Below are 24,459 nucleotides of genomic sequence, written 5' to 3' on the forward strand. Positions count from 1 at the left end.
CGTTCCAATAGCGATATTGAAACAATATAACATGACTAATGAGAATGAATTTCTTTTGAAATATTAGGTAACAGGAGCCCGCGAACGGGCTCCCGAAGCCGTTATTCCTCTTCTTTCACCGGTGCAGGCGGCGGACGCAGGCCGATTTCCGCCGACAGCTTGATTTCCTTGCCATTGCGCATCACCTGGATCGCCACCTTGTCGGTGGGTTTGATCCGCGCCACCTGGTTCATCGACTTGCGACCATCTCCGGCCGGCTCGCCGTCGATGCTGAGGATCACATCCCCCAGTTGCAGGCCGGCTTTCTGCGCCGGGCCGTCGCGGAAGATCCCGGCGACCACGATGCCAGGGCGCCCGGTCAGGCCAAACGACTCGGCCAGTTCCTTGGTCAGCGGCTGGACTTCAATCCCCAGCCAGCCACGAATCACCTGGCCATGCTCGATGATCGACTTCATCACTTCAGTGGCCAGCTTCACCGGAATCGCGAAACCGATGCCCTGGGAGCCGCCGGACTTGGAGAAGATCGCGGTGTTGATGCCGGTCAGGTTGCCGTTGGCATCCACCAGCGCGCCGCCGGAGTTGCCCGGGTTGATCGCCGCGTCGGTCTGGATGAAGTCTTCGTAGCTGTTGAGGCCCAACTGGTTACGCCCGGTGGCGCTGATGATGCCCATGGTCACGGTCTGGCCGACGCCGAAGGGGTTGCCGATGGCCAGCGCCACGTCACCTACGCGCAGCCCTTCGGAGCGCCCGATGGTGATCGAGGGCAGGCCTTTCAAATCGATTTTCAGCACCGCGAGGTCGGTTTCCGGGTCGCTGCCGACCACGCGGGCCAGGGTTTCCCGGCCATCACGCAGGGCCACCACAATCTGGTCGGCGCCGGTGGTCACGTGGTTGTTGGTGAGGATGTAGCCTTCCGGGCTCATGATCACACCGGAGCCGAGGCTGGATTCCATGCGCCGCTGCTTGGGCGAGTTGTCGCCGAAATAGCGACGAAACTGTGGGTCTTCAAACAGCGGGTGCGCCGGTTTGTTGATGACCTTTGTGGTGTACAGGTTGACCACGGCGGGGGCGGCGATCACCACCGCATCGGCGTAAGTCACCGGGCCTTGTACCACCGCGCTGGTTTGCGGTGCCTGTTGCAGGTTGACATCAAGGGTCGGCAGGCCGACCAGTTGTGGATAACGCTGAATAATCAGCATCGCGATCAGCACGCCAGCCAACAATGGCCATCCAAAAAAACGCAGTGCCTTGAGCATTAAGAAAAATCCTGACAGGTTGCAGGGGGCGGGAGAGCGCCCATAATGTCGCGCATTATACGAGGCCGTGAGCGCCTCTGAACGGGATATTTAGGAGTCTTTTATGGCCGTTGCCCTGAGCACCTTAGTCGAGGAAGCGGACCGCTACCTTAATAGTGCCAAAATCGCCGATTACTGCCCCAACGGCCTGCAGGTCGAGGGCCGTCCGCAAGTGCTGCGCATCGTCAGCGGCGTGACCGCCAGCCAGGCATTGCTGGACGCGGCGGTCGAAGCCCAGGCCGACCTGGTGCTGGTGCACCACGGTTATTTCTGGAAAGGCGAAAGCCCGTGCATCACCGGCATGAAGCAGCGCCGCCTGAAAACCCTGCTCAAGCACGACATCAGCCTGCTGGCCTATCACTTGCCGCTGGACCTGCACCCTGAGGTCGGCAACAACGTGCAACTGGCCCGGCAACTGGACATCACCGTCGAAGGCCCGCTGGACCCGGACAACCTCAAGGTCGTCGGCCTGGTGGGCTCCCTGGCCGAGCCGGCGTCGCCCCGTGATTTTGCCCGCCGCGTGCAGGAAGCCATGGGCCGCGAGCCGCTGCTGATCGAAGGCAGCGAGATGATCCGCCGCGTGGGCTGGTGCACCGGTGGTGGCCAGGGCTATATCGACCAGGCGGTGCTCGCCGGGGTTGACCTGTACCTGAGCGGCGAAGCCTCGGAGCAGACCTTCCACAGCGCCCGGGAAAACGACATCAGCTTTATCGCGGCCGGGCACCACGCCACCGAGCGGTATGGTGTACAGGCGTTGGGTGATTACCTGGCGCGACGTTTCGCCCTCGAACACCTCTTCATCGATTGCCCAAACCCGATCTAACGAACACCACCGGACACATGTGGGAGCGGGCTTGCTCGCGAATGCGGTGCATCAGTCGCCATATGCATTGACTGACACACCGCATTCGCGAGCAAGCCCGCTCCCACATTTGATCGAGTCGAGCCAAACCCAGCGGTATATTGATATACCGTTTCGATCTAGCCAGCCCCCTCAATAGAATCAGGCGCTGTGCTAGCATGCCCCGCTCGAACACGGCCCGCTGGCCGTCCATAAGATCGTTTTTCCGTGAGTAACCATGGTCGACAAACTGACGCATCTGAAACAGCTGGAGGCGGAAAGCATCCACATCATCCGCGAGGTCGCCGCCGAGTTCGATAACCCGGTGATGCTCTACTCGATCGGTAAAGACTCCGCCGTGATGCTGCACCTGGCACGCAAGGCCTTTTTTCCGGGCAAGCTGCCGTTTCCGGTGATGCACGTCGACACCCGCTGGAAATTCCAGGAGATGTACAAGTTCCGCGACAAGATGGTCGAAGAGCTTGGTCTTGAGTTGATCACTCACGTCAACCCGGACGGGGTGGCGCAGGGCATCAACCCGTTCACCCACGGCAGCGCCAAGCACACTGACATCATGAAGACCGAGGGCCTGAAACAGGCGCTCGACAAGTATGGTTTCGATGCTGCATTCGGCGGTGCCCGTCGCGATGAAGAGAAATCCCGTGCCAAGGAGCGCGTGTACTCGTTCCGCGACAGCAAGCACCGCTGGGACCCGAAAAACCAGCGCCCGGAGCTGTGGAACGTCTACAACGGCAACGTCAACAAAGGCGAGTCGATCCGTGTGTTCCCGCTGTCCAACTGGACCGAGCTGGACATCTGGCAGTACATCTACCTGGAAGGCATCCCGATCGTCCCGCTGTACTTCGCCGCCGAACGCGAAGTGATCGAGAAGAACGGCACGTTGATCATGATCGACGACGACCGCATCCTCGAGCACCTGTCCGACGAAGACAAAGCCCGAATCGTCAAAAAGAAAGTACGTTTCCGTACCCTTGGCTGCTACCCGTTGACGGGCGCGGTGGAGTCCGAAGCCGAGACGCTGACGGACATCATTCAGGAAATGCTCCTGACGCGAACTTCCGAGCGCCAGGGCCGTGTCATCGACCACGATGGTGCAGGCTCGATGGAAGATAAAAAACGTCAAGGCTATTTCTAAGGGGCTGTCATGTCGCATCAATCTGATTTGATCAGCGAGGACATCCTCGCCTACCTGGGCCAGCACGAGCGCAAGGAAATGTTGCGCTTCCTGACCTGTGGCAACGTCGACGACGGCAAGAGCACCCTGATCGGGCGCCTGCTGCACGACTCCAAGATGATCTACGAGGATCACCTGGAAGCCATCACCCGCGATTCGAAAAAATCCGGCACCACCGGTGACGACATCGACCTGGCGTTGCTGGTCGACGGCCTGCAGGCCGAGCGTGAGCAGGGCATCACCATCGACGTTGCCTACCGCTACTTCTCCACCGCCAAGCGCAAATTCATCATCGCCGACACCCCCGGCCATGAGCAGTACACCCGCAACATGGCCACCGGTGCCTCCACCTGTGACCTGGCGATCATCCTGATCGACGCCCGCTACGGCGTGCAGACCCAGACCCGTCGCCACAGCTTCATCGCCTCGTTGTTGGGCATCAAGCACATCGTGGTGGCCGTCAACAAGATGGACATCAATGGCTTTGACCAAAGCGTATTCGAGTCGATCAAGGCTGATTACCTGAAGTTTGCCGACGGTATCGCGTTCAAGCCGAGCACCCTGGCCTTCGTGCCGATGTCGGCCCTCAAGGGCGACAACGTGGTGAACAAGAGCGAGCGTTCGCCCTGGTACACCGGCCAGTCGCTGATGGAGATCCTCGAGACCGTCGAGATCGCCAACGACCGCAACTACACCGACCTGCGTTTCCCGGTGCAGTACGTCAACCGTCCGAACCTGAACTTCCGTGGTTTTGCCGGCACCCTGGCCAGCGGCATCGTGCACAAGGGCGACGAAGTCGTGGTGCTGCCGTCGGGCAAGAGCAGCCGCGTCAAATCCATCGTCACCTTTGAAGGTGAACTGGAAAACGCAGGTCCCGGCCAGGCCGTGACCCTGACCATGGAAGACGAAATCGACATCTCCCGTGGCGACCTGTTGGTGCATGCCGACAACGTGCCGCAAGTGACCGACGCTTTCGACGCCATGCTGGTGTGGATGGCTGAAGAACCGATGCTGCCGGGCAAGAAATACGACATCAAGCGCGCCACCAGCTACGTGCCGGGTTCCATCACCAGCATTGTGCATCGCGTGGATGTGAACACCCTGGAAGAAGGCCCGGCGAGCGCCTTGCAGTTGAACGAGATCGGCCGGGTCAAGGTCAGCCTCGACACGGTCATCGCCCTGGACGGTTACGCGAGCAACCGCACCACCGGTTCGTTCATCGTCATCGACCGTTTGACCAACGGCACCGTGGCTGCGGGCATGATCATCGCGCCGCCGGTGACCCATGGCAGCGCGGCGCAGCACGGCAAACTGGCTCACGTGGCCACCGAAGAGCGCGCCCAGCGCTTCGGCCAGCAACCGGCGACCGTGTTGTTCAGCGGCTTGTCGGGCGCCGGCAAAAGCACCCTGGCCTACGCGGTTGAACGCAAGCTGTTCGACATGGGCCGTGCGGTGTTTGTGCTGGACGGCCAGAACCTGCGCCACGACCTGAACAAGGGCTTGCCGCAGGACCGTGCCGGGCGTACCGAGAACTGGCGTCGTGCCGCGCATGTGGCGCGTCAGTTCAACGAAGCCGGCTTGCTGACGTTGGCGGCGTTTGTTGCCCCGGATGCTGAAGGGCGTGAACAGGCCAAGGCGCTGATCGGCGGTGATCGTTTGCTGACCGTGTACGTGCAGGCTTCGCCTTTGGTGTGTGCCGAGCGTGATCCGCAAGGTTTGTACGCGGCGGGCGGCGATAACATCCCGGGTGAGTCGTTCCCGTATGACGTACCGTTGAATGCGGACCTGGTGATCGACACCCAGGCGTTGTCGCTGGAAGACAGCGTCAAGCAAGTGCTGGAACTTCTGCGCCAGCGCGGCGCGATCTAAGCTTCACGCGCGCAAAAAAGCCCGCCATGTTGGCGGGCTTTTTTATGGGGCCTTGGAAACAACTCGGTCAAACGTGGGAGCGGGCTTGCTCGCGAAAGCAGAGTGTCAGCCGCCACATGTATAGGCTGGCACACCGCATTCGCGAGCAAGCCCGCTCCCACATTTTGATCAGTGACTGGCGGGATAATCTGTGTGCAATTTGGCGAGCAGCACATCCTTCTCTTCCCACAACCGGTTGATCCAGCCCTGGAACGCCAACCGATACTCCCCATCCTGCTCGTAATTCTTGCCGATAAACTCGGCCGGAATCTGCACCTCTTCAAACTGCACGACAACGTCCTTCACATTCCCGCACAGCAAATCCCAATAACCGGGGCGCCCACCAGGATAGTGAATGGTCACGTTCACCAGCGACTTCAGCTGTTCACCCATGGCATCCAGCACAAAGGCAATGCCGCCGGCCTTGGGCTTGAGCAGGTAGCGAAACGGTGACTGTTGCTGTGCATGCTTGCCCGGGGTAAACCGCGTGCCTTCGGCAAAGTTGAAAATGCCCACCGGGTTGTGGCGAAACTTCGCGCAGGTCTTGCGGGTGGTTTCCAGGTCCTTGCCTTTCTTCTCCGGGTGCTTTTCCAGGTACGCCTTGGTGTAGCGCTTCATGAACGGGAAGCCCAGTGTCCACCACGCCAAACCAATCACCGGGACCCAGATCAGCTCCTGCTTGAGGAAGAACTTCAGCGGGCGAATGCGCCGGTTGAGCACGTATTGCAGCACCATGATATCGACCCAGCTCTGGTGGTTACTGGTCACCAGGTACGAGTGTTCATAGTCCAGGCCTTCCAGGCCCTTCAGGTGCCAGCGGGTGCGACACACCAGGTTCATCCAGGCCTTGTTGTTGCTGATCCAGGCCTCGTGGGTCTGGTTCATCAGCCATTCGCTGAAGCGCTTGGCAAACGGCAGCGCCTTGAACAGCGCCACGATAAACAGGAACGAGCACAGCAAAATCGTATTCAACGCCAGCAACAGCGAGGCGATCACCCCGCGCACGGCGGCAGGTAGAAAATCCAGCATTTAGACATCCATAGGTCGGTTGGCGGCTTGAATCGCGGTCAATGCGATGGTGTACACGATGTCGTCCACCTGCGCCCCGCGGGGCAGGTCGTTCACCGGTTTGCGCAGGCCTTGCAGCATCGGCCCCAGGCTCACGCAATCGGCACTGCGCTGCACGGCCTTGTGGGTGGTGTTGCCGGTGTTGAGATCCGGGAACACGAACACCGTGGCCTTGCCCGCCACCAGGCTGTTGGGCGCCAGTTGCCGGGCCACGCTTTCGTTGGCGGCGGCGTCGTACTGCAACGGGCCGTCGATCAGCAGCGAGCTTTGGGCTTCGTGGGCGAGCAGGGTGGCTTCGCGGACCTTCTCGACCTCCTCGCCCGTGGCCGAATCACCGCTGGAGTAACTGATCATCGCCACCCGTGGCGTGATACCGAATGCGGCGGCCGAGTCGGCGCTTTGCAGGGCGATTTCCGCCAGCTCCGCCGCGCTGGGGTGCGGGTTCATCACGCAGTCGCCGTATACCAGCACTTGCTCGGGGAACAGCATGAAAAACACCGACGAGACCAGGGTGCAGCCCGGCGCGGTCTTGATCAGTTGCAAGGCCGGGCGAATGGTATTGGCAGTGGAGTGGATGACGCCGGAGACCAGGCCGTCCACTTCATCCAGGGCGAGCATCATGGTGGCTATCACCACGGTGTCTTCCAGTTGCTGCTCGGCCATCGGCGCGTTGAGGCTTTTGGTTTTGCGCAGGGCCACCATCGGTTCCACGTAGCGCTGGCGAATCAGGTCGGGGTCGAGAATCTCCAGGCCTTCGGGCAGCTCGATGCCATGGGCGCGGGCTACGGCTTCCACGTCGGCCGGCTTGGCCAGCAGTACGCAACGGGCGATCCCGCGTGCCTGGCAGATGGCGGCGGCCTGCACGGTCAGCGGCTCGCTGCCTTCGGGCAACACGATGCGCTTGTTGGCCGCCTGGGCGCGCTGGATCAGTTGATAACGGAACACCGCCGGCGACAGGCGCATCTCCCGCGGCGTGCCGCAGCGTTGGTGCAGCCAGCGGGCGTCGAGGTGGCTGGCGACGAAGTCGGTGATGATCTCCGCACGTTCGCGGTCATCAATCGGGATTTCCTTGTTCAGGCTGTTGAGCTGGTTGGCGGTGTCATACGAGCCGGTGCTCACCGACAACACCGGCAGCCCGGCCTGGAACGCGCCACGGCACAGGTCCATGATCCGTGGGTCGGGCAGGGTGTCACTGGTCAGCAACAGGCCCGCCAGCGGCACGCCATTGATGGCGGCCAGGCTGACGGCGAGGATGATGTCGTCGCGGTCGCCGGGTGTCACCACCAATACGCCGGGCTTGAGCAGCTCCACGGTGTTGCGCATGGTGCGCGCGCAGATGATGATCTTGGTCATGCGCCGGGTTTCATAATCGCCGGCGTTGAGGATCTGCGCGCCCATCAGGTCGGCCACGTCGCGGGTGCGCGGGGCGTTGAGTTCCGGTTGGTAGGGAATGCAGCCCAACAGGCGGAAATCGCCGCTGCGCAACAAAGGCGAATGCTCCTTGAGCCGCGCCGAGAAGGCTTCCATGCTTTCGTCGGTGCGCACCTTGTTGAGGATCACACCCAGCACTTTTGGATCTTTCGGGCCGCCGAACAGCTGGGCCTGCAATTCCACGCGGCCGGAGAGTTCGGTCAGCACTTCGTTTTCCGGGGCCGAGACCAGGATCACCTCGGCGTCCAGGCTCTTGGCCAGGTGCAGGTTGACCCGGGCCGCATAGCTGGCGCTGCGGGTCGGCACCATGCCTTCGACGATCAGCACGTCCTTGCCCACGGCGGCTTGCTGGTAAAGGGTGATGATTTCTTCCAGCAGCTCGTCGAGCTGGCCGTCGCCGAGCATCCGTTCGACATGGGCCAGGCCCAGAGGCTGGGGCGGTTTCAGGCCGTGGGTGCGGGCTACCAGCTCGGTGGAGCGCTCGGGGCCGGTGTCGCCGGGGTGCGGCTGGGCAATCGGTTTGAAGAAGCCGACTTTCAGCCCGGCCCGTTCAAGGGTGCGCACCAGCCCAAGGCTGATGGAGGTCAGACCCACACCAAAATCGGTGGGCGCGATAAAAAAAGTCTGCATGCGAATTCTCTGGAGGTGCATGGCTTCGGTGGCGGCCTATGGCTGGCTGCCTACCGGGAATCAGGTGCCAAGGTTATCTTTATCTGAGCCTTGCGCACACCAGCCGCACGTAAAGGGCTTGTCTATTTTTTCAAGGCGTTGCGCCGGGTCCGTGACCCAGGCCCGGGATTGCCAGGGTGGCTGGTGGCGCAGGTGCTGGGTGTGGCCGCAGGAAAGCTCGACGACCCAGTGCCGGTCTTCGTCCTGGTGAAATCCGACGACCGTCGGGTCAGTTGTTCGACCCCGTCCGTCCGGGTTGTGTTCGCTTTCGGGCAAATCCTTGTTTAGACTTGTCCGTTCTTCATTCTTCTGCAAAAGGTCTCGCCCCATGCCGATCGCCGCCAATAAGGCTGTCTCCATTGACTATACCCTGACCAACGACGCTGGTGAGGTCATCGACAGTTCTGCCGGCGGCGCGCCGCTGGTCTACCTGCAAGGTGCAGGTAACATCATCCCGGGCTTGGAAAAGGCCCTGGAAGGCAAAGAGGTCGGTGACGAACTGACCGTTGCCGTAGAACCTGAAGATGCCTACGGCGAATACGCTGCCGAACTGGTCAGCACCCTGAGCCGCAGCATGTTCGAAGGTGTCGACGAGCTGGAAGTGGGCATGCAGTTCCACGCTTCCGCTCCGGACGGCCAGATGCAAATCGTCACCATCCGTGACCTGGACGGCGACGACGTGACCGTCGACGGCAACCACCCGCTGGCTGGCCAGCGCCTGAACTTCCAGGTGAAGATCGTCGCTATCCGTGACGCTTCCCAGGAAGAAGTGGCCCACGGCCACGTGCACGGCGAAGGTGGTCACCACCATTAATTGACTGAGCGCCGCTCTGTCAGTTGGAAAAAGGCGCCTTCGGGCGCCTTTTTCATTTGGCGGCTATTCTTGCCGACTTGGCGGCTGTAATCTCGAATGGCCGTTACGAAGAACATGGGATATCTGGAGTTCGTCATGAGTGCTTTCCACGACCTTAAACTCAAAGCCCTGGATGGTCAGGAGCTGCCTCTGGCGCCCTTCAAGGGGCAAGTCGTGCTGGTGGTCAACGTCGCCTCCAAATGTGGGTTGACCCCACAGTACGCCGCGCTGGAAAACCTCTATCAGCAATACAAAGACCAGGGTTTCACCGTACTCGGGCTGCCGTGCAATCAATTTGCCGGGCAGGAACCGGGTACTGAAGAAGAAATCCAGAAATTCTGCAGCCTCAACTACGGCGTGACCTTTCCCCTGGGCAGCAAGCTTGAGGTGAATGGCCACGATCGCCACCAGCTGTATCGATTGCTGGCGGGCGAGGGCGCCGAATTTCCCGGGGACATCACCTGGAACTTCGAGAAATTCCTGTTGGGCAAGGACGGCCGGGTGCTGGCGCGTTTCTCGCCGCGTACACCGCCGGATGACCCCTCCATTATTCAGGCGATCGAAAAAGCATTGAACTGATACTTTCAGCATTGTCGAGTGAGTTTCTGTGGCAAGGGAGCTTCCTGTGGCAGGGAGTTTCCTATGGCAAGGGAGCTTGCTGTGGCGAGGGAGCTTGCTCCCGCTGGGCTGCGAAGCAGCCCCATGCCCTCCCGCTTTTACCCCTTAATCACCCCAATCAATAGTGCTATCCAACACGCTGCACACTCCATATTATCCACATCATAAATTCCTTTCCGATGGAGTGCTCCCATGCCTGTCCAAGCTTTGTTCAAACCGTTCCAGCTCGGTGCACTGCAACTGCCGAGTCGCGTGGTCATGGCGCCGATGACCCGTTCCTTTTCTCCGGGTGGCGTGCCCAACTCCAAAGTGATCGAGTACTACCGCCGCCGCGCCGCCGCCGGTGTCGGCCTGATCATCACCGAAGGCACCGTGGTCGGCCACCCGGCTTCCAACGGCTACCCGAACGTCCCGCATTTCTATGGTGAAGCCGCCCTGGCCGGCTGGAAGAAAGTAGTCGACGCGGTACATGCCGAAGGCGGCAAGATCGTTCCGCAACTGTGGCATGTGGGCAGCGTTCGGCGCATCGGCACCGAGCCGGATGCCAGCGTCCCGGCTTACGGCCCCACCGAAAAACTCAAGGACGGCAACGTCGTCGTCCACGGCATGACCGTGCAAGACATCAAGGACGTGATCGCCGCGTTCGCCCAGGCTGCCAAGGATGCCCAGAGCATCGGCATGGACGGCGTTGAAATCCACGGCGCCCATGGCTACCTGGTGGACCAGTTCTTCTGGGAAGGCACCAACCAGCGCACCGACGAATACGGCGGCAGCCTGGCCAACCGTTCGCGTTTCGCCATCGAATTGATCCAGGCCGTCCGCGCCGCCGTGGGGCCGGACTTCCCGATCATCCTGCGTTTCTCCCAGTGGAAGCAGCAGGACTACACCGCGCGCCTGGTGCAAACCCCGGAAGCCTTGGGTGAATTCCTCAAGCCGCTGTCTGACGCCGGCGTGGATATTTTCCACTGCTCCACCCGCCGTTTCTGGGAGCCGGAATTCGAAGGCTCCGAGCTGAACCTGGCCGGCTGGACCCGCAAGCTCACCGGCAAGCCGACCATCACCGTGGGCAGCGTCGGCCTGGACGGCGAGTTCCTGCAGTTCATGGTCAACACCGACAAAGTGGCGCAACCCGCCAGCCTGGAAAAACTGCTGGAGCGCCTGAACAACGACGAGTTCGACCTGGTCGCTGTGGGCCGTGCGCTGCTGGTGGATCCGGATTGGGCACTGAAGGTTCGCGAAGGCCGTGAAGGCGACATCCTGCCGTTCAGTCGTGAGGCGTTGACGACGTTGGTGTAAGGGGCGACAGGGCGGGCACCGGTTGCTCGTCCTCGCACACCCCGCGTAATTGGCGCTCAAACTGCTCGATAATCGCCGGCCAACCCTGACGGCTGGCGTGTTGCCGGGCATTGAGCCGCACCCGGCGCAAGCTCTCGCGCTCTTCCAGCAGCCAATTGGCCGCATCGCAAAACGCTTCTTCATCCCCCGGCATCGCCAGCACGCCGCTGTAGCCATGGCGAATGTGCTGGGTTGCGGCCGCCTGGTCGTATGCCACCACGCCCAACCCTGAAGCCATGGCCTCCAGCACCACGTTGCCGAAGGTTTCGGTCAGGCTGGGAAACAGGAACACATCCCCGGACGCGTAATGCCGGGCCAGTTCCTCACCGCGCAAGGTGCCGCAGAAAATCGCCTCCGGCAGTTCCTTTTCCAGCATCGCCCGTTGCGGGCCATCGCCGACGATGATCAGTTTCATCTGGCGCAGTGGATAGGTGTCCTGCAGCGTCTCGAAACAGCGCTTGAGTAACCCGAGGTTTTTTTCCTGGGCCAGGCGGCCGACATGCAGCACGGCAGTTTGCTCACTGGTCAGTGCCCAGCTTTCACGCAACGCATTGTCGCGTTTGGCCGGGTGAAACAGCTGGCTGTCGACACCGCGCGCGAGCATGCCCAGGCGCTCGAAATGGCGCCGCTCCAGCTCCAGGCGCTGGCTGGCGCTGGGCACCAGGGTCAGGGTCGAGCGGTTATGGAACCAGCGCAGATAGTGGGTCAGCACCCGGCTCAGCATGCCCAGGCCGTACTGGTTGGAATACTGCTGGAAGTTGGTGTGAAAGCCACTCACCACGCTGATCCCCAGGCGCCGCGCCGCCCGCAACGCCGACAAACCCAGCGGCCCTTCCGTGGCGATATACAACACATCCGGGCGCTGGCGGGTCCAGCGCCGCAACAGCTTGTGCATCGACGACTGGCCCCATTGCAGCCCCGGATAACCCGGCAACGGCCAGCCGCGGCAAAGCATCAGGCCATCGTCACTGGGCCGGCTCTGGTCGCTGCCCTGGCGCGGGCGAACCAGTTCGACTTGATGCCCGCGCGCGCGCAAACCGTCACACAGGCGGCCAAGGGTATTGGCCACCCCGTTGATCTCTGGCGGGAAGGTTTCGGTGATCAGGGTGATGTGGAGCGAAGCTGTCGTCATGACCCACAGTGTCGGCGTGGGCCATGTCGTCATTGTGTCTTTTGGATGATGGATTTGTGACGGCTCAGGCCTTTTTAATGGCCATGGCCTCGGCGCCCTGCTCACGCACCCAGAACAACGTCGCCCCGGCCACCGCCGCCGGCATCATCAGCAGGTTGACCACTGGCACCAGCAGCACCAGGTAGACGATGCCGCCAAAACTCATGCTCTGCCAGCGCTTCTGGCGCAGCCAGGCGAGCATTTCGTTCCAGCCCAGCTTGTGGTTGTCGGCCGGGTAGTCGATGTACTGGATCGCCATCATCCACACACCAAACAGCAGCCACAGCGGCGCCGCCACCAGGTTGACCACTGGGATGAACGACAGGATAAACAGGCCGATGGCCCGGGGCAGGAAGTAACCCAGTTTGCGCATTTCCCGGGCCAGGGTGCGCGGGACCATGGCCGCCAGTTCGCCCCAGCTGAACGCCGGGAAATCATCGGTGCCGCGCACCACCACTTCAACCTTTTCCGACAGAAAGCCGTTGAACGGCGCGGCGATGATGTTGGCAAGCATGGTGAAGGTGAAAAACACCATCAGCACCACCAGCACCACGAACAAAGGCCACAACAGGTAATTGAGGAAGCTCAGCCAGCTCGGCAGCGTCGGCATGAGTGTGTCGACCCACAGGCTGAACTGATGGCCGGCGAAGTAGATCAATCCGACGAACAGGATCAGGTTGATTGCCAGCGGCAGCAGCACAAACAGCCGCAGGCCGGGGCTGAGTACCAGTTTGAGACCTTCGCGCAGGTACTGTGGGCCTGAAAGAACGGGGGCGGGCATGGATAACTCCGGGCAATAGGGGCGAACGCGCCGACCTTACCGGCTTTGGGAGTACCGGGAAAGCACGGCCCGCATCGCGACATTAACGGTAACAAAGGTGTCGATTAATAGAAGGCATGGGATAGAGACCACCTATGAGCTGGATTGTTAATCCGTATTTCCTTAATCTTGCCTCCCTCTATACGCTGCACCCATTATTTTCAGGATCTGCGAGTTCAAGCCTTCCCCAAGTGCTTCGCGGTCCTTTTTTATTCCAGCCGTTCTGTAGTCCGGGCGGTCGATAGGAGTGAGTCATGTCTGATACCCGTCATTCGCGAGTGATTATTCTCGGTTCCGGCCCTGCCGGTTACAGCGCTGCCGTCTACGCTGCCCGGGCCAACCTCAAGCCGTTGCTGATCACCGGCATGCAAGCGGGCGGTCAGTTGACCACCACCACTGAAGTCGACAACTGGCCGGGCGACGTCCACGGCCTGACCGGCCCGGTGCTGATGGAGCGCATGAAAGAGCACGCCGAGCGTTTCGAAACCGAGATCGTGTTTGATCACATCAACAAGGTCGACTTCTCCAAGAAGCCTTACAGCCTGACCGGCGACAGCGGCGTGTACACCTGTGACGCGCTGATCATCGCCACCGGCGCCAGCGCTCGGTACCTGGGCCTGCCGTCGGAAGAAGCGTTCATGGGCAAGGGCGTTTCCGCCTGCGCGACCTGCGACGGTTTCTTCTACCGCAACAAGCCAGTGGCTGTGGTCGGTGGCGGCAACACCGCGGTGGAAGAGGCGCTGTACCTGGCCAATATCGCCAGCACCGTGACCCTGGTTCACCGTCGCGAGACCTTCCGCGCCGAGAAGATCCTGATCGACAAGCTGCATGCCCGCGTGGCCGAAGGCAAGATCATCCTCAAGCTCAACGCCACCCTGGATGAAGTCCTGGGCGACAACATGGGCGTGACCGGTGCTCGCCTGAAGAACAACGACGGCAGCTTCGACGAGCTGAAAGTCGACGGCGTGTTCATCGCCATCGGCCACACTCCGAACACCTCGTTGTTCGAAGGCGTGCTGGATGCCAAAGACGGTTACCTGATCGTGCAGGGCGGCCGTGAAGGCAATGCGACAGCCACCAATATCGAAGGTATCTTCGCTGCCGGTGACGTGGCCGACCACGTGTACCGCCAGGCGATCACCTCCGCCGGCGCCGGCTGCATGGCGGCCCTGGATGCCGAGCGTTACCTCGACGGTTTGAAGGACGCTTCGTTCTAAACCGCAGAAACAAAAAAACCGGCTGCGAGGCCGGTTTTTTTATGCACGGGATTTGATGATCACCGCAGTCCAAATGTGGGAGCGGGCTTGCTCGCGAAAGCGGTGTGTCAGTCATCCGATGTATTGACTGACACTCTGCTTTCGCGAGCAAGCCCGCTCCCACATTTTGATCTATGTCTGACTCAGGATTTGCGGGTCAGTGGCTGTGCGGCAAACTTCACACCCGCCAACCCATGCTCGATCAGCGCACGAATGTTGCCATGGTCACTGCCTTCAGGCGTGGCCAGCACCGAACGGTAATGCTCGCCAAACGCCAACAGCGCTTCCTGGTCGCTCAAGCCTTCCAGCAGTGCCAGGCCCAGGGTCTTGCACGAACCTTCGTTCTGCCCGGCGGCGTTTTCCACGCTGCCATTTGTGAACGCTTGTGGCTGGTAGTCGTAACCCGCAGCTACAAAGGCCAGGGTATCGGCAAAAACATGTTCGCCACTGTTGAGGCTGGCGCGCAGGGTGTTCAGGTCAGTCATGGGTTTTTCCTTTGGCGAATGCCGCTTGCTGTTCGGCACTGGCTTCTTGCTGGTATTGGGCTTTCCACTCGGCGTACGGCATGCCGTACACCACTTCACGGGCGTCATCGAGGCTCAGCTCGATCTGGCGCTCGTCGGCCTCGGCCTTGTACCACTTGGACAAGCAGTTGCGGCAGAAGCCCGAGAGGTTCATCAGGTCGATGTTCTGCACATCCTTGCGGCTGTCCAGGTGGGCCACCAGCCGGCGGAAGGCGGCGGCTTCGAGTTCGAGGCGTTGTTGATCGTTCATGATGCTCACTGCAAAGGTAAGGGTTAGCGACTGGCCGCCAGGGTGATCGACACCGATTCGGCAAAACGCAACGCATGGGGTTTGTCGACTTCGACTTCGGCGTACAGCACCGATGTATTGCTCATCACCAGGTCGAGGATCTCCTGGGTCAGGCGCTCCAGCAGGGCAAAGCGATTGCCTTCCACATGGGCGATGATCGCCTTGGTGATGGTGCGGTAGTTCAGCGCGTGGTCGATGTCGTTGTCGCGCACGGCTTCCTGGGCGGCATACAGGATGGTCAGGTTGATCAACACATCCTGCTTGTTGAGGATTTCATCCTCGTTGATCCCGATAAACGTGCGCAGGCACAGGTCCTTGACCCGGATGCGCGCCATGCCTGGCTGAAGTTGTGGCATTGCTACTTGCTCCGTCCAATCAGTTGCAGGAACTCCATGCGCGTGGTGTTCGACTCGCGGAAGGCGCCGAGCATCACCGAGGTGTTCATGGTTGAATTCTGTTTTTCGACACCGCGCATCATCATGCACATGTGCCTGGCTTCGATCACCACCGCCACGCCGGCGGCCTGGGTCACCGTCTGGATGGCGTCGGCAATTTCGCGCGTGAGGTTTTCCTGGATCTGCAGGCGACGGGCGAACATGTCGACGATACGCGCCAGCTTCGACAGGCCGAGCACCTTGCCGGTCGGAATATAGGCCACATGGGCCTTGCCGATAAAGGGCAGCAGGTGATGCTCGCACAGCGAATACAGCTCGATGTCCTTGAGGATCACCATCTCGTCGTTGTCGGAGGAAAACAGCGCACCGTTGACGATTTCTTCCAGGTTCTGCTCGTAGCCGTGACACAGGTACTGCATGGCCTTGGCGGCACGCTTTGGCGTGTCGAGCAAACCCTCGCGCTCGGGGTCTTCACCCAGGCCCTTGAGGATCTCGCGGTAGTGGTGGGGCAGGGACAAAGTCATACAACATCCTCGCAAACGGCTTACTTGATATGCCGCCCGCCGTTGACGGTCAGGGTGGTACCGGTGACATACGGGTTATCCAGCAGGTAGCGCACGCTCTGGTAAATCACCTCGGGGCCGGGCTCGATGCCCAGTGCCGCCTTGGCCAGGACCTTGGCGCGGTAGGCCGCGTCGTCGCCCTCGTTGAACATCACCATTGCCGGGGCAATGCCGTTCACCTTGATATCCGGTGCAAGCTGCGCGGCAAACGACAAGGTCAGGCTGTCGAGCCCGGCCTTGGTGGCGCAGTAGGCAATGTGCTGGCGGCTGCCCTTGCGGGTCACGTCATCGCTGATGTGCACGATATCCGCAGGCGTGGAGCGTTGCAGCAGGTAAGCACAATGCAGGTTGATCAGGTACGGCGCAAGCATGTGCACGCTGAACATGTCGGTAAAGGCGCGGCTCTCGTCGCCGGGCGCTTCCGCTTCCCAGGCCGAGGCATTATGAATGATCGCCCGCAGGCTTTGGGTGTGCGTCTTCAGTTCGTCGATGAAGGCGAGAATACCGGTCTCGTTGGAGAAGTCGGCAAACACACCGATCGCACCGCGTTCGCGCAAGGCTTGCACGCCGGGACGTTCGCTGCGGTAGCTGAAAATCACTGGCTGCCCTTCGTCCAGCAGGCGCTGGGCGCAATGCAGGCCGACGCGCTGGCCGGCACCGGTGATCAGGATCGGGGCGGGTGTTGAAGACATGGGAGGCTCGAATCGCTGGCAGGCTAAAACTATACCAGCGAGCGGCCTCCCTTGTACTCAAGCAGCGGCTTCGGTGGCCTTTACCCGGGCTGGCGCCGGATGCAGCCAACCGGCCAGCAGGTGGGTCGACAACGGGATAAAGAAGTAAACCATCAATGGCGTGAGCGCGAGGGTGCTGACCAGCACACGGCTCAGCAACCCCAACTCGCTGAGCAGCGGCTCAAGGCCGAAGTTGAACAGCAGCGACACCGGGAAAAATGCCAGCCAGATGGCCACGGCCTGCTTCCAGCGCGGCGGACGTGCGGCGGCGGCGCCAAACCAGCCGTCGATACCGCGTACGCGATGCTCCGACGGCGCAGCAAACAGCTCACTGCCACGCCCGAGCCATGCACCACGGGAGGCGGAAAACTCCCACGCATGCAGGGTTTTTTCGTCGGCGAAGCGGAAAATAATCTGGAACTCGTCATCGTTGGGCGGCGGTGCAAGCACGCCTGAACCCAGGTAACCGGGGAAGTCCGTGGCCAATTGCTCGCCTTCGCGCAGCCAGGCCATCAACTCTTCATAGCGACCCTTGGCCACGCGGCGCGCAACCATCAGGGTGACGGGGGAGGTAGACATTGTGTATCTCCATAAGGATCAGGTGCACTGGGCCGGGTAGGCGGCGCACGAACGAAGCTGCGGGGTAAGCAGCCACGTTGAAAAAACAGGCAAGGATTATTCCTGTTTTGCAGAAATACACCAGCGACATTGGTCGGCTTGTCGAAGACCTTGAATCGGACAGCTGTATGGGCGTTAAATGGGATCCAAGTTCCTGACAGTATATTGATGCCCTGATGTCTGTAATGACTGCTCCACGTCCCGACATGGCCCTTGGCAACCCTGCCGATTCCGATGAGCTGTTTCCGATTCGCGAAGTCGCGAGATTGACAGGCATCAACCCTGTCACCTTGCGTGCCTGGGAACGGCGTTACGGGCTGATCCACCCGGTTCGCACCGAAAGTGGGCACCGCCTGTATTCGCGCACCGATATCGAGACCGTTCATCGCATTCTTGACTGGATCGAGCGTGGCGTGGCCGTGAGCAAGGTCGGCAAGATCCTCGCCCGCGACGATCATCAAGTCGAAGCGGCGGCTGCTTCGCCGGCAGGTGCAGAGCATGAATGGAGCCAATGGCAGGCGCAGTTGCGAACGGCCGTCGGTGCCTTCGACGACCGGCAACTGGACCGGTTGTATGGCCAGATTTTCGCTGCCTACCCGGTCGCGGTGGTGTTCCAGGACATCCTGATGCCCCTCTGGCAGCAACTGTTGCGACATCAGGGGTTGTTTGGCCAAACCAGTGAATGGCTGTTTTTTGATGGATTCCTGCGCAGCCGAACCTGGAAACGCCTGCAGATAGGCTGTGCCTCAGCGGCGCCGCGGGTATTGCTGGCGGCCATTGCGGGGGAGTGCCGAGAGCTGGAGTTGTTGGTCGCAGGCCTGTTGATGAGCGGTGACGAGTTGGCGGTCAAGGTCCTGGCTGTGGGCCAGCCGATGGATGAATTGACCCTTGTCTGTGAAAAAACCAGGCCACAAGCCCTTGTGGTGTTCTCCAATCACTCGCCGGCCAATGGCTTGCCTCGGCGCCTTGAACGGTTGGCCCTGACCCTGGATTGCCCGCTGTTGCTGGCCGGCGATGCGGCGGAGTTGGCGCAGGAACAACTGGCGGGTTCATCCGTTGGCTGCCTGGGTAACGAAGGGCGATTGATGCAGCGCCGCTTGCAGCAGTTTCTGCGCGGTAACCTGGATACCTGACGTCAGGCGTGGACTTCGGGGTGAAACAGGCGGTGTTGCTGCAGGATAAACTGGCGCAGGCGCTCGGTCTCATCCACATCGTTCTGGCTCAGGCGGTAGGCGAACAATCCTCGGGCAGTTTCCCGTTCCAGCGTGCCCCGCACCGAAATGCGCTCGTACCCGGACGGACTGAACCACAGGGAAAAGGTTCTTGGCGCCTTGATCCGCCCGCGAATTTCCACCAGCAATCCCTTGAATGACACCTCATGCACCCACAGCGCACCGGGCTGGCCCTTGACGTTTTCCAGCGGCACCGGCTCTTCGAGCGCCAGGCGCCACGGGCGGATCATCGGCCCGTCTTCGAAAATACTCGGTACACCCAGCCGCAGATGCACGGCATGAAACTCGTCTTCCACCAATTGCAGCGGAAACGTCATTTGCTGGTTGTCGAATTGGGCCTGGAGGGTGACATGGTCATGGGCGGCCAGGCGGGTGAGCAGATCACGAATCTGCGCACCGCCATTGACCGTCAGGCTCGACGACGCGTCCCGCACATTGAGTTGCGGGTTATGGTGCATGGTCTGAATAAAATCCAGCTCGTCCTGCGTCAAAAGCGCGTCGCGTTGCATTGATCTTGCTCAAGAAAAAGGTATTAAAACGCCATTATCTCTTTAAAGACCGCGTTTTCTAGTTTTTGTTAGATCCGCTCGTCGCCTTGAGTGCCGCAAGCTCCGCCTTGAGGTCAGCCAACTGGGCTTCCAGTTGCGCGACACGCTGCTGGGCCTTGACCTGAACGGTCACATCCTTCTGCACGCCGACCACATAGGTCTGTTTGTCGGCCGGGTTGTAAACCGTCGATAACGACAGCTCGTTCCAAAAATGTGTGCCGTCCTTGCGGTAATTGCGCAGGATTTCCCGGCAGGCGCCGCCACTCTCCAGGGCTTCGCGAATCGCCATCAGCCCCGGCTGGTCACGGTCACCCGATTGCAGGAAGCGGCAATCCTGATAGAGGATTTCGTCGAGGGTATAGCCGGTCATGCGCTCGAACGCCGGGTTTACGTAAATCAGTGGCATATCCTTGCCTTCGCGCTCGGCGATAACGATGCCGTCGTTGGAAGCGTTGATCACCAGTTGCATCAGCTTGGCGTTAATCATTGAGCGGTCCATGGCTTGTCTTGGGAATTCGAAGTTTAAGACATGCCGGCAGCCTGTCCACTGGCCCCAGCTGTTAATATCCCAGGCTTTTAGTCAGCTACAGGATCAGATTGATGAAAGTCGCCATCCTTTCCGGCTCGGTGTACGGCACGGCCGAAGAAGTCGCCCGTCATGCTGCAAGCATCCTCAACGCTGCCGGCTTCGACGCCTGGCACAACCCGCGGGCAACCCTCGCCGACGTACAGGGCTTTGCTCCGGAAGCCTTCCTGGCCGTGACGTCCACCACTGGCATGGGCGAACTGCCCGACAACCTGCAGCCGCTGTACTCGACCATTCGCGACCAACTGCCGGCCGCCTGGCGAGGCTTGCCCGGCGCGGTGATCGGCCTGGGCGACGCCAGCTATGGCGACACCTTCTGCGGGGGCGGCGAGCAAATGCGCGAGCTGTTTGCCGAGTTGGGCGTGCACGAAGTGCTGCCGATGCTGCGCCTGGACGCCAGCGAAAGCGTGACCCCGGAAGCCGACGCCGAGCCCTGGCTGGCCGAGTTGGTCACTGCACTGCGCGGTTGACCGGGAACTCGCGCAATAACGCCAGCCAGGCCTGGGCGGCTTTCGACAGGTAGGCACCCTCACGCCAGATAAAGGCAATGTCCCAGCGCAGGTAGTCCGGCGCCTTGAGTGTCAGGCGCACCACCCCGGGCCGCACCAGGCCCCGGGCTACTACGCTGGGCAGCAGCACCACGCCTTGGCCGGCGGCCACCAATGCGGCGAGAAAATCCGCCTGGCCACTGCGCCCGCTTTCCTTCGGGGTAAAGCCCACCTGCTGACAGGCCTGTAGCAGGCGGTCGTTCAACACAAAACTGCGCTGGTACATCAGGAACGGCGTGTCAGCCAACTCCTCCAGGCGGATCTGCGCGTTATCGGCCAATGGATGGTCCATCGGCAGCAGGGCATCCAGCGGTTCATCGCAGAATGCCTGCCAGGCGAATGCCGGGTCGCTGGGCATCAGGCTGCCGCCCACTTCCAGCTCTCCGCTCAAGATCGCCTGCTCGATATTGCGGCTGCCGCCTTCCAGCAACTGGATGGTGACGTTCGGATAACGCCGGCGGTATTCGGCAAACAGCCCGGCGAACAACGTGTCGCCGCCCAACTGCGGCAGGCCCATGCGCAACTCGCCACGGGTCAACTGATTCAAGTCATCCAGCTCACTGAGCAACTCGGTTTGCTGGCGCAGCATGGCCTCCGCCCGCTGCAGCACCACTTGTCCGGCAGCCGTCAGGCGAATCTGCGAACCCAGGCGATCCAGCAGCGGCGTGCCCAGGCTTTGCTCCAGTTGTGCCACCTGCTTGCTGACGGCGGACTGGCTGATGTGCAGGGTTTTGCCGGCCTGGGTAAAGCCGCCGCGGTGGATCACTTCGACAAAGCTGCGCAGTTGTTTAAATTCCATCGACATGATTCCAGTTTGGAATAGCTTGCAGTCTAACAATTCGCTGTGGGGATGCCAGGGGCCTCTTTAAAATGGGAGCCCTGCGAGGACCCTAAGCTCATGAAACGTTTCACCTTCAAAGTCGTCGGTCGGTTGTTGACTGAACTGATTGTGCTGCTGGCCATATATTTTCTGGGCTGCCAATTGGCCGCCTGGCTGAGCTGGCCTATTCCCGGTGGTGTGATCGGCCTGGGCCTGTTGTTGCTGACCTTCGCCACTGGCCTGGTCAAGCCGGCGGCCCTGCAATTGGGCGCCGGTGTGTTGATGGCGGAGATGCTGCTGTTCTTCATTCCTGCGTTGATGAGCCTCTTGGACTACGGCGGCCTGGTAAAGCACGACGGCTGGCGGATCATGTTGGTCATCGGCTTCAGCACCTTGTCGGTGATGCTGGTGACTGCGTTTACCGTGGAATTCGTCTGCCGCTGGAAGCTGCGCCATGAAGCTTGAGCTGATGCCGATGTTCTGGCTGGCGCTGACCCTCGGTGCCTACGGCTTCAGCCGCTGGATCTACCGGCGCACCGGGCGCTACCTGCTGTCGCCGCTGATCCTGGTGCCGGCGCTGCTGCTGGCGGTGGCCGTGCCGATGAAAACCGCCTATGCCGAATACGCCACAGACACCCACTGGCTGATGCTGGTGCTGGGCCCGGTGACCGTGGCGTTCGCGATTCCGATCTGGCAACAGCGCCAATTGCTGGTGCGCCACTGGTCAGCGTTATTGCTGGGGATGGTCGCGGGCAGCGCGGCGTCCATCGCCACTTCGTATGGCCTGGCCAAGGCCCTCGCTCTCGACAGCTCGGTGACGATGTCGTTGGTGCCCCGTTCGATCACCACCCCGTTCGCCATGCCGGTGTCTTCCGACCTGGGCGGCGTGCCGGAACTGACGGCGGTGTTCGTGATGTTCACCGGGGTGTTTGGCGCCATGCTCGGCGGCGTACTGCTCAAGTGGTTACCGTTGCGCACGCCATTGGCCCGTGGCGCATTGTTTGGCGTGGGCGCTCATGGCGCGGGTGTCAGCCGGGCTCATGAGGTGGGCGGTGAGGAAGGCTCCGTGGCGGGCCTGGTAATGGTGCTGACCGGGTTGCTCAACCTGTTCGCCGCGCCTTTATTGGCGTCGCTTCTCTGACACGCGCAGAACAAAATCGAACTATCCTCAGGACTGACCCGTTCGGTCATCAAGCTGGCTGCCAATGCAACTACGGCGGCCTCGAGGTCTGACTAGACTGCCTCTTCACTCAAAAAAACAATAATAAGCGCGCCAAGGAGGTCATTGCCGTGAGCCTAGCCACTGTTCAATCGACACACAGCGTAAAAGACCAGGTCAGCGCGGCCGAATGGCAGGCCCGCGTCGACCTCGCCGCGTGCTATCGCCTGGTGGCGATGCATGGTTGGGATGACCTGATTTTCACCCACATCTCGGCCAAGGTGCCGGGCACCGAAGACTTCCTGATCAACCCCTACGGGCTGATGTTCCACGAGATCACCGCGTCGAGCCTGGTGAAGGTCGACCAGGCCGGCAACAAACTGATGGACAGTCCCCACGAGGTCAACCCGGCGGGCTACACCATCCACAGTGCGGTGCACGAAGTACGGCACGATGTGGTCTGCGTGCTGCACACCCACACCGCTTCCGGCATTGCCGTCTCCGCGCAGAAACAGGGCGTGCTGCCCATCAGCCAGCAATCGTTGTTCGTGCTGTCCAGCCTGGCCTATCACGCCTACGAAGGTGTGGCGCTGAACCACGAGGAAAAGGCCCGTTTGCAGGCCGACCTTGGCGAAAACAATTTCCTGATGCTGCACAACCACGGTCTGCTGACCTGTGGCGGCAGCATCGCCGATACGTTCCTGATGATGTTCATCTTCCAGCGCACCTGCGATATCCAGGTGATGGCGCAGAACGGTGGCGCTGAACTGATCAGCATTGCGCCGCAGATATTGGCCGGTGCCCGGGCGATGATCGCTGGGGTCACCAAAAGCGCTCAGGGCATGGGCGGCGCGCTGGCGTGGCCGGCGTTGCTGCGCAAACTCGATGCACTCGACACCGGGTATAAAAGCTGATGCCACTCGCCGAGATCCCGCTGCGCATCTGGCGCCAGCGTGCCCAGAGCTTTGAGTTTCGCGGCCGCACCATTCGGTACTGGGTGGCGGGGCAGGGCGAGCCGTTGCTGCTGATCCATGGTTTTCCCACGGCCAGTTGGGACTGGCATTATCTCTGGCAGCCGTTGGCTCAGCGCTATCAAGTGATTGCCTGCGACATGCTGGGGTTTGGTGATTCGGCCAAGCCGCTGGATCACACGTATTGCCTGCTGGAGCAGGCGGATTTGCAGCAGGCTTTGCTGGAGCATCTTTGGGTGCAGCAGCCGGTGCATGTGCTGGCTCATGATTACGGTGACAGTGTTGCGCAGGAATTGTTGGCGCGGCATTACGAAGGCCGGTTTCGGATGGCCAGTGGTGTGTTTCTCAACGGTGGGTTGTTTCCGGAGACGCATCGTCCGGCGTTGGTGCAGAAGCTGTTGCTGAGCCCGTTGGGGTGGATGATCGGGCGGGCGTTTGGGCGTAATGCGCTGGCCAATAGTTTCGGGCAGATTTTCGGGCCTTCGACCCGGCCCAGTGAAAGTGCGCTGGATGATTTCTGGAGCCTGATCGAGAGCCAGGATGGGCCGCGGATTTTGCACAAGTTAATTGCGTATATTCCTCAGCGTCGGCGGCAGCGGGATCGATGGGTGGCAGCGATGCAGCGGGGGGAGGTGCCGTTGCGGGTGATCGATGGGGAGGTTGATCCGATTTCTGGGGGGCATATGGTTCAGCGGTATCGTGAACTGGTGCCGCATGCGGATACGGTGTTGCTGGCGAATATTGGGCACTATCCGCAGATTGAGGCGCCGGTGCAGGTGTTGAAGCATTATCTGGCGTTTCGGGAGGGGCTTGGGGTGGGGGCTTCTCGGGTGGCTTATTCTTGATTGGGGTTGAGTACATATCCGTTATTTAGGTAACGGCGGCTTATGGTTCCGCTCTTACAGCGGCTCACTTTGGAAAAGCCCCAAAGTAAGCAAAGGGCTCTGCCCCGCCTGTCGGCRCCTCGCYTAGGCTCGGYGTTCCCTCACTCCGGCATTGCTCCGCGGGCCGCCGC

General features: G+C 61.0%; 28 protein-coding genes. 13 read left to right on the forward strand and 15 right to left on the reverse strand.

Going from position 1 to position 24,459, the window contains the following annotated elements; translation table 11 throughout:
• Window positions 1-101: 101 nt before the first annotated feature.
• Window positions 102-1,256: a Do family serine endopeptidase AlgW gene (algW, locus tag A462_RS25990; RefSeq protein WP_003208442.1), complete on the reverse strand. Its 1,155-nt coding sequence runs from the start codon at window positions 1,254-1,256 to the stop codon at window positions 102-104.
• Window positions 1,257-1,359: 103 nt separating this feature from the next.
• Between algW and A462_RS25985 the strand changes: the two genes are divergently transcribed.
• The 3 genes from A462_RS25985 to cysN all read left to right on the forward strand — a co-directional run bounded on the left by A462_RS25985 (window position 1,360) and on the right by cysN (window position 5,200).
• Window positions 1,360-2,118 (forward strand): Nif3-like dinuclear metal center hexameric protein, encoded by a 759-nt coding sequence (locus A462_RS25985; protein WP_003208444.1) that lies wholly within the window; start codon window positions 1,360-1,362, stop codon window positions 2,116-2,118.
• A 256-nt stretch (window positions 2,119-2,374) separates the two neighbouring features.
• Window positions 2,375-3,292 carry a sulfate adenylyltransferase subunit CysD gene (gene cysD, locus A462_RS25980; RefSeq protein WP_003208447.1) on the forward strand — a complete coding sequence of 306 codons (918 nt, stop codon included), beginning with the start codon at window positions 2,375-2,377 and terminating at the stop codon, window positions 3,290-3,292.
• A gap of 9 nt (window positions 3,293-3,301) precedes the next feature.
• A complete protein-coding gene (gene cysN / locus A462_RS25975) occupies window positions 3,302-5,200 on the forward strand; it encodes a sulfate adenylyltransferase subunit CysN (protein ID WP_008432291.1) in 1,899 nt (632 codons plus the stop codon).
• Between the two features lie 168 nt (window positions 5,201-5,368).
• Here cysN and A462_RS25970 read toward each other — a convergent pair whose 3' ends face one another.
• Genes A462_RS25970 through A462_RS25960 form a run of 3 tightly spaced genes read right to left on the reverse strand, consistent with a single transcriptional unit; the run spans window position 5,369 to window position 8,767 of the window.
• Entirely contained in the window at window positions 5,369-6,268 is a 900-nt protein-coding gene (locus tag A462_RS25970; protein ID WP_008432292.1) for an acyltransferase, read from the reverse strand.
• The gene (pta, locus tag A462_RS25965; protein WP_003208454.1) at window positions 6,269-8,368 is read right to left on the reverse strand and encodes a phosphate acetyltransferase; all 2,100 of its coding nucleotides are present in this window, start codon (window positions 8,366-8,368) and stop codon (window positions 6,269-6,271) included. It lies immediately after the preceding gene.
• Between the two features lie 60 nt (window positions 8,369-8,428).
• Window positions 8,429-8,767, reverse strand: coding sequence for a DUF3565 domain-containing protein (locus tag A462_RS25960; protein WP_003208456.1), 339 nt, complete (start codon window positions 8,765-8,767; stop codon window positions 8,429-8,431).
• Here A462_RS25960 and A462_RS25955 point away from each other — a divergent pair.
• The 3 genes from A462_RS25955 (at window position 8,736) to A462_RS25945 (ending at window position 11,174) form a co-directional block, all read left to right on the forward strand.
• Window positions 8,736-9,221, forward strand: coding sequence for an FKBP-type peptidyl-prolyl cis-trans isomerase (locus A462_RS25955; protein ID WP_003208457.1), 486 nt, complete (start codon window positions 8,736-8,738; stop codon window positions 9,219-9,221). The two genes, A462_RS25960 and A462_RS25955, sit on opposite strands and share 32 nt — an antisense overlap.
• Before the next feature lie 135 nt (window positions 9,222-9,356).
• Complete coding sequence (locus A462_RS25950; protein ID WP_008432294.1) at window positions 9,357-9,839, forward strand: glutathione peroxidase; 483 nt, start codon at window positions 9,357-9,359, stop codon at window positions 9,837-9,839.
• Window positions 9,840-10,070: 231 nt separating this feature from the next.
• A complete protein-coding gene (locus A462_RS25945; RefSeq protein ID WP_003208465.1) occupies window positions 10,071-11,174 on the forward strand; it encodes an NADH:flavin oxidoreductase in 1,104 nt (367 codons plus the stop codon).
• On the opposite strand, the gene A462_RS25940 is transcribed toward A462_RS25945, so the two are convergent.
• Both A462_RS25940 and cysZ read right to left on the reverse strand, forming a co-directional pair.
• Window positions 11,143-12,345: a glycosyltransferase family 4 protein gene (locus A462_RS25940; protein WP_008432296.1), complete on the reverse strand. Its 1,203-nt coding sequence runs from the start codon at window positions 12,343-12,345 to the stop codon at window positions 11,143-11,145. The two genes, A462_RS25945 and A462_RS25940, sit on opposite strands and share 32 nt — an antisense overlap.
• Before the next feature lie 64 nt (window positions 12,346-12,409).
• Window positions 12,410-13,165 (reverse strand): sulfate transporter CysZ, encoded by a 756-nt coding sequence (gene cysZ, locus A462_RS25935; protein WP_003208468.1) that lies wholly within the window; start codon window positions 13,163-13,165, stop codon window positions 12,410-12,412.
• Between the two features lie 293 nt (window positions 13,166-13,458).
• On the opposite strand from cysZ, the gene trxB reads away from it, so the two are divergent.
• Window positions 13,459-14,421, forward strand: a complete 963-nt coding sequence (gene trxB, locus A462_RS25930; protein WP_003208470.1) for a thioredoxin-disulfide reductase — start codon at window positions 13,459-13,461, stop codon at window positions 14,419-14,421.
• Window positions 14,422-14,603: 182 nt separating this feature from the next.
• Here the strand turns inward: trxB and A462_RS25925 are convergent, their stop codons facing one another.
• Genes A462_RS25925 through A462_RS25900 form a run of 6 tightly spaced genes read right to left on the reverse strand, consistent with a single transcriptional unit; the run spans window position 14,604 to window position 17,541 of the window.
• The gene (locus A462_RS25925) at window positions 14,604-14,945 is read right to left on the reverse strand and encodes a HopJ type III effector protein (RefSeq protein WP_008432300.1); all 342 of its coding nucleotides are present in this window, start codon (window positions 14,943-14,945) and stop codon (window positions 14,604-14,606) included.
• A complete protein-coding gene (locus A462_RS25920) occupies window positions 14,938-15,234 on the reverse strand; it encodes a DUF1244 domain-containing protein (RefSeq protein ID WP_008432302.1) in 297 nt (98 codons plus the stop codon). Before A462_RS25920 ends, A462_RS25925 begins: the two co-directional genes overlap by 8 nt.
• 23 nt (window positions 15,235-15,257) lie before the next feature.
• The gene (folX, locus tag A462_RS25915) at window positions 15,258-15,629 is read right to left on the reverse strand and encodes a dihydroneopterin triphosphate 2'-epimerase (RefSeq protein ID WP_003208474.1); all 372 of its coding nucleotides are present in this window, start codon (window positions 15,627-15,629) and stop codon (window positions 15,258-15,260) included.
• Between the two features lie 2 nt (window positions 15,630-15,631).
• On the reverse strand, window positions 15,632-16,192 hold the full coding sequence (gene folE / locus A462_RS25910) for a GTP cyclohydrolase I FolE (protein WP_003208476.1): 561 nt from the start codon (window positions 16,190-16,192) through the stop codon (window positions 15,632-15,634).
• Window positions 16,193-16,212: 20 nt separating this feature from the next.
• Entirely contained in the window at window positions 16,213-16,923 is a 711-nt protein-coding gene (gene folM / locus A462_RS25905) for a dihydromonapterin reductase (protein WP_008432306.1), read from the reverse strand.
• Between the two features lie 57 nt (window positions 16,924-16,980).
• Window positions 16,981-17,541: an antibiotic biosynthesis monooxygenase gene (locus tag A462_RS25900; protein ID WP_008432309.1), complete on the reverse strand. Its 561-nt coding sequence runs from the start codon at window positions 17,539-17,541 to the stop codon at window positions 16,981-16,983.
• 215 nt (window positions 17,542-17,756) lie between these two features.
• Here A462_RS25900 and A462_RS25895 point away from each other — a divergent pair, with 215 nt between their 5' ends.
• Complete coding sequence (locus tag A462_RS25895; RefSeq protein WP_032898945.1) at window positions 17,757-18,713, forward strand: MerR family transcriptional regulator; 957 nt, start codon at window positions 17,757-17,759, stop codon at window positions 18,711-18,713.
• 2 nt (window positions 18,714-18,715) lie between these two features.
• Here A462_RS25895 and A462_RS25890 read toward each other — a convergent pair whose 3' ends face one another.
• A complete protein-coding gene (locus tag A462_RS25890) occupies window positions 18,716-19,321 on the reverse strand; it encodes a hypothetical protein (RefSeq protein ID WP_008432313.1) in 606 nt (201 codons plus the stop codon).
• A 58-nt stretch (window positions 19,322-19,379) separates the two neighbouring features.
• Window positions 19,380-19,847, reverse strand: a complete 468-nt coding sequence (locus A462_RS25885) for a PAS domain-containing protein (RefSeq protein WP_008432316.1) — start codon at window positions 19,845-19,847, stop codon at window positions 19,380-19,382.
• 113 nt (window positions 19,848-19,960) lie between these two features.
• Here A462_RS25885 and A462_RS25880 point away from each other — a divergent pair, with 113 nt between their 5' ends.
• Window positions 19,961-20,416 (forward strand): flavodoxin, encoded by a 456-nt coding sequence (locus tag A462_RS25880; protein ID WP_003208486.1) that lies wholly within the window; start codon window positions 19,961-19,963, stop codon window positions 20,414-20,416.
• Here A462_RS25880 and A462_RS25875 read toward each other — a convergent pair.
• Window positions 20,397-21,293, reverse strand: coding sequence for a LysR family transcriptional regulator (locus A462_RS25875; RefSeq protein WP_008432320.1), 897 nt, complete (start codon window positions 21,291-21,293; stop codon window positions 20,397-20,399). The two genes, A462_RS25880 and A462_RS25875, sit on opposite strands and share 20 nt — an antisense overlap.
• A gap of 99 nt (window positions 21,294-21,392) precedes the next feature.
• On the opposite strand from A462_RS25875, the gene A462_RS25870 reads away from it, so the two are divergent.
• From A462_RS25870 to A462_RS25855, 4 genes are all read left to right on the forward strand, one after another.
• On the forward strand, window positions 21,393-21,779 hold the full coding sequence (locus A462_RS25870; protein WP_008432321.1) for a CidA/LrgA family protein: 387 nt from the start codon (window positions 21,393-21,395) through the stop codon (window positions 21,777-21,779).
• Window positions 21,769-22,455 (forward strand): LrgB family protein, encoded by a 687-nt coding sequence (locus A462_RS25865; RefSeq protein ID WP_003208490.1) that lies wholly within the window; start codon window positions 21,769-21,771, stop codon window positions 22,453-22,455. Before A462_RS25870 ends, A462_RS25865 begins: the two co-directional genes overlap by 11 nt.
• 149 nt (window positions 22,456-22,604) lie before the next feature.
• A complete protein-coding gene (locus tag A462_RS25860; RefSeq protein WP_008432323.1) occupies window positions 22,605-23,387 on the forward strand; it encodes a class II aldolase/adducin family protein in 783 nt (260 codons plus the stop codon).
• Window positions 23,387-24,289 carry an alpha/beta fold hydrolase gene (locus A462_RS25855; protein ID WP_008432325.1) on the forward strand — a complete coding sequence of 301 codons (903 nt, stop codon included), beginning with the start codon at window positions 23,387-23,389 and terminating at the stop codon, window positions 24,287-24,289. The genes A462_RS25860 and A462_RS25855 overlap by 1 nt, the downstream gene beginning before the upstream one ends.
• Window positions 24,290-24,459 lie beyond the last annotated feature (170 nt).

This window comes from Pseudomonas sp. Ag1 (genome assembly GCF_000278565.1).
Taxonomy (GTDB): Bacteria; Pseudomonadota; Gammaproteobacteria; order Pseudomonadales; family Pseudomonadaceae; genus Aquipseudomonas.